The sequence below is a fragment of the Arthrobacter sp. P1_B4 genome, from assembly GCF_056406555.1.
The window spans coordinates 1-2,868 of record NZ_JBFTZW010000169.1; the positions used below are offsets into that span (position 1 = coordinate 1).

At 64.7% G+C, this 2,868-nt stretch carries 4 protein-coding genes and 1 pseudogene; 4 read left to right on the forward strand and 1 reads right to left on the reverse strand.

The features are described from left to right. From AC1D1W_RS20375 to AC1D1W_RS20385, 3 genes and pseudogenes are all read left to right on the forward strand, one after another. A pseudogene (locus AC1D1W_RS20375) lies at positions 1-188 on the forward strand (lipoyl synthase); the annotation flags it as partial. A gap of 90 nt (positions 189-278) precedes the next feature. Next, positions 279-1,028 carry a DUF4191 domain-containing protein gene (locus AC1D1W_RS20380; protein ID WP_243179470.1) on the forward strand — a complete coding sequence of 250 codons (750 nt, stop codon included), beginning with the start codon at positions 279-281 and terminating at the stop codon, positions 1,026-1,028. Positions 1,029-1,244: 216 nt separating this feature from the next. Continuing rightward, entirely contained in the window at positions 1,245-1,607 is a 363-nt protein-coding gene (locus tag AC1D1W_RS20385) for a DUF3817 domain-containing protein (RefSeq protein ID WP_476944661.1), read from the forward strand. A gap of 165 nt (positions 1,608-1,772) precedes the next feature. Here the strand turns inward: AC1D1W_RS20385 and AC1D1W_RS20390 are convergent, their stop codons facing one another. Continuing rightward, a complete protein-coding gene (locus AC1D1W_RS20390; protein ID WP_476944662.1) occupies positions 1,773-2,210 on the reverse strand; it encodes an RDD family protein in 438 nt (145 codons plus the stop codon). A gap of 285 nt (positions 2,211-2,495) precedes the next feature. On the opposite strand from AC1D1W_RS20390, the gene AC1D1W_RS20395 reads away from it, so the two are divergent. Then, positions 2,496-2,868, forward strand: a 373-nt coding sequence (locus AC1D1W_RS20395; protein ID WP_476944663.1) for a glutamine synthetase beta-grasp domain-containing protein, incomplete at its 3' end; no start/stop codon positions are given.

Below are 2,868 nucleotides of genomic sequence, written 5' to 3' on the forward strand. Positions count from 1 at the left end.
AAGCCGACGAGATCGGCTTCCTGGGCGTCATGTCCGGGCCCCTGGTGCGTTCCTCCTACCGCGCCGGCCGGCTCTGGGCCACCGCGATGCGCAAGAAAGGCTGGGAAATCCCGGCCGAACTCGCCCACATCGAAAGCTCCGGAAGCACCCGCCAGGAAGCCAGCTCGCTGCTCGCGGCACATTCCTGAACCCTGCTCTGACACCCTTCCACTTAAGGGCCGGCACCGGATGACTTCGGTGCCGGCCCTTGGCCGTCCATCACGTAGAATTAAGGAACTATGGCGAATTCCCCTGATCCCAGCAACTCCAGCCCGGCTTCCGAAGCTCCGAAGCGCGGTCTTTTCTCCCGTAAGCCCAAGGAAGCAAAGGCCAAGAAGCCGAGCCGGCTGAAGCAGATCGGCGAGGTCTTCCAGATGACCCGCCGCCACGATCCCATGGTTCCCTGGCTCATGTTGCTGGCGTTCCTGGGTGTTGTTGCGCTCAGCCTGCTGGTCGGCTTCCTGCTCGACAACTGGATCACCGGCCTGATCATCGGCATCGCCCTGGGTGCCCTTGCGGCCACGCTGATCCTGTCCCGCCGTGCCGAGCGCGCCGCGTTCGCGCAGATCGAGAACCAGCCCGGCGCCTCGGGTGCCGCACTGGGCACGCTCAAGCGCGGCTGGATCACCGAGGACCAGCCCGTCGCTGTGAACCCGCGCACGCAGGATGCCGTCTTCCGCGCCATCGGCCGTCCCGGCGTCGTGCTCGTCAGCGAAGGACCCAGCAACCGGGTCAAGCCGCTGGTCGATGCCGAGCGCAAGCGCCTTGCGCGCATCCTGCCCAACGTCACCATCCACGTGATCGAAAGCGGCCGCGGCGAGGGCCAGGTGCCGCTCAGCCAGATCGCCCGGAAGATGAACAAGCTCAAGGGCGAACTGACCAAGACTGAGGTCAGCGCCGTGTCGAAGCGCATTTCCTCGCTCGGCGGCCGCCTGCCCATCCCGAAGGGCATCGATCCCTACAAGGCCCGTCCCACCCGCGGACGCTAGGCGGGCGGCAGTACCGCACCGCATGACGGAATTGCCCGCAGTACAGATTCGCCCCGGTTCACGGCCACCTCAGGCCGCCAGCCGGGGCGTTTCTTATACTGCCCGACGTCGGCCCGCCCGGCGCCGGGTCACCGGACCCGGGACAACGGACGCAAGGTACCGGATAGAGCAACACCGGACGCCACGAAAACGGACGCAAGAACTTAGGAGATACGCATGAAACTTCCCTCGACCGCCACGATGATCCGCATTTTCCGGGGACTGGCGATCGCCGAAGCGTTCAGCTGGGCCGCTCTGTTGCTCGGCATGGTGCTCAAATGGATCACCCGGACGACGGAACTCGGCGTGGAGATTGCCGGTCCGATCCACGGGGCGTTCTTCATCGGCTACGGGATTGCGGCACTGAGCCTGTGGGCAATGCTGCGCTGGCCGTTCCGGGTTGCCTTGCTCGCCGGGCTCTCCGCCGTTTTCCCCTTCGCGACGGTGTGGTTTGAGCGCTGGGCCGGCCGCCACGGATACCTGACGGAACGGTCCGGAGAGGCTGCGCCGACGCTGGCCCAGGAGACCGCGGGAGTCTAGCTCCGCCCAGGACCTCGGGTTTCTGTGCGCCCCGGCACCATCGCTGTGCCCATCTGACGCACATGGCCGCTATGCGGGGAAGTTAGCGGCCGTTCGTGGCAAACGGACGAAGGGCCGCCGCGCCTGGTTGCCTGGCACCGCCGTCGCGCATCCGGCCGCGGATTGCTACATCCGGACGAGCACCGTATTCATGGCCTTGTCGTGGAGGCCGCGCTGGTCCGGGTCGAAGATGACGGCCGGGATAACGAGGCACAGCAGCAGGGTGCGCACCAGGGCCGCGAGTGGACCCGCCGGGCCGCCGCCCAGCCGGACCACGTGAATCCCCACGATCCGGTGGCCGATGCCGTAGCCGAGGGTGCCGATCAGCAGGATCTGCTCGATGGCAAACACGGTAAGCGTCGCCCAGGAGTCGCCGCCAAAGGCGAAATTGCTGATCAACAGCGCGATGCCCCAGTCAATGCAGATCGCCAGGATGCGCCGGCCGGCACGGGCGATCGATCCCGCCCCGGACTCGGGCAGCCCGAGCCGCTCCCCCGGGTACCTGGAGATGCCGGATGTGTCCGGCCCGGTGAGCCATGAACCGATGTCTTTGCGATCAACCACCCTCCAAGCTTATCGGCTCTGGGCTGTCCACAGTGTGGGCGGTAGGGTGTCACATTGTGGACCGGATAGGCCACAGTGTGGACTGGCGACTAGCGTTTACGTGTCAGGACATTCTGTAACCTCCCCGAAACAATGCGGACACTGCGGGGAAATCCCTTGTCCTTAGGGTGGTAACAGTTGCTAGCGACTGCGAAGCGGGGAAGCTTTTTTTGCCTTCTCCGCCGTTGGACTGCGCTGGACAAATGTGCCTGACGGCCAGATCTTTCATATGCGTAAGGAGCATAGATGTTCAAGACTGCGGACGAAGTCCTCAAGTTCATCAAGGACGAAGACATCAAATTCGTCGATATCCGCTTCACCGATCTCCCGGGCGTTCAGCAGCACTTCAACGTGCCTGCCAAGAGCGTTGACGCCGACTTCTTCGTCAACGGCCAGCTTTTCGACGGATCTTCGATCCGCGGCTTCCAGGGCATCGCCGAGTCTGACATGCAGCTCATCCCGGACGTCACGACGGCGTTCATCGACACGTTCCGCATGGAGAAGACCCTTGCGCTGAACTTCTCGATCGTGAACCCGCGTACCGGTGACCCGTACCACCGCGATCCCCGCGGCGTGGCCGAGAAGGCGGAGGCCTACCTGGCTTCGACCGGCATTGCCG

What these genes read in the sequence shown, in the direction of transcription:
- AC1D1W_RS20380 (WP_243179470.1), top strand. Translation starts at nt 279, where the DNA reads ATGGCGAATTCCCCTGATCCCAGCAACTCCAGCCCGGCTTCCGAAGCT.
- AC1D1W_RS20385 (WP_476944661.1), top strand. Translation starts at nt 1,245, where the DNA reads ATGAAACTTCCCTCGACCGCCACGATGATCCGCATTTTCCGGGGACTG.